Consider the following 1,227-nt stretch of genomic DNA (forward strand, 5'->3'; position numbering starts at 1 on the left):
ATACGGCGCAGCCTAACCCGCTTCGCGCCAGCTGAATGTCGAGCCTACCTTGCCGCTGCAGGATACGACGCAACCTGATCGGATGCCGCTCTAGGTGTTCGACAACGGGTGGATCGCCGCCGACAACAACCGGCCGAGCGGGCGCTGCGGTCCGTCACGATCGGGCGCAAGAACTATCGGTTCGCCGGCTTGGAGCGGAGCGCTGAGCCAGTGGCCGCCTGCTAACGCTGATCGAGACGGCCAAGCTCAACGAGCTCGATCCGGAGGCCGGCCTGCGCGACGTGCTCACCCGCCTCGCCGCTTATCGGCCAAGCGCCTGGCCGAGCTATTGCCCTGGAACTGGTCGCCGGCCTCGGCCGGTGCTCAGGCCGCCTGACCGATTGGGCCACTCGTCGAGCGCCTATTCTATCTACGACGGCGCGGCATAGCGCCGTTCGAGCCACGTCGGACCATCAAGCTGTAATTGTCGCGCAACAGGTCAACACCGGTTACGAGTTGAACTGGTATGGAGACTCAACTGACCGGCTTAATGTCGATGGCCAGCAGGCGGTCGTTGCAGGTAGCCGGATCGGTAGCGAGTGCGCAGGGCAAGAGATGGCCGTTCGGTACGCCGCGCAGCCGTTCGGACGGCGCGCCGAGGTCGAAGGCGGCGACCGGCAGGCCGGTGCGCAGGGCCAGGGTCAGCGCGTACGCGTAGGTCTCGGGCCAGATCGACGGCAGCAGGATCAGGTCGGCCGAGACCTGGGTGACGAGATCGAGGGTCTCGTCGTCCTCCCAGTGACGGCCGGTCGCGGTGATCTGGAGGGCCGCCTGGGCGACCCGGTCGAGGGTCGGATCGTCGGTTGAGTACCGCCCCGTCTCGGTGACGCCGGCGCGCGCGAGGCCGCCCGTCAGGGCCGGGTCCGAGTGGCCCACGATCGTGAAATGCAGCGGCAGGTCCCGCCCGCGCGCGTCGATGGCCAGGGCCTGCAGTAGCAGCCCGCCTTCAGGGAGACTGATGCCGCCGAGCACGGCGACGCGTCGGACGCGGCCGGGCCGCTGGAGGCTGGTGTCACGCACCGACCGCTCCGGCTCGACATGCGGCCGCACCGTGACGGCGAGATCCGGGTAAACCGCCCGGATCCGGCCCGCCGTGTCGGACGACGGCGCGAACACCCGCGCGGCGCCGGCCAGGAACGCCCCGAACGCCGCCCGCCGCTCGCCCGGATCCGGCTCCTCGAACCCGTC

At 69.7% G+C, this 1,227-nt stretch carries 2 pseudogenes; one reads left to right on the top strand and one right to left on the bottom strand.

From position 1 onward, the window contains the following. Nucleotides 1-100 precede the first annotated feature (100 nt). Nucleotides 101-376, top strand: a pseudogene (locus tag BM314_RS31205) (transposase domain-containing protein); the annotation flags it as partial. Between the two features lie 137 nt (nt 377-513). On the opposite strand, the pseudogene BM314_RS29895 reads toward BM314_RS31205, so the two are convergent. Further along, nucleotides 514-1,227 (bottom strand): annotated as a pseudogene (locus tag BM314_RS29895) (glycosyl transferase); the annotation flags it as partial.

It is taken from the genome of Methylobacterium sp. 13MFTsu3.1M2 (assembly GCF_900112625.1).
Taxonomy (GTDB): Bacteria; Pseudomonadota; Alphaproteobacteria; order Rhizobiales; family Beijerinckiaceae; genus Methylobacterium.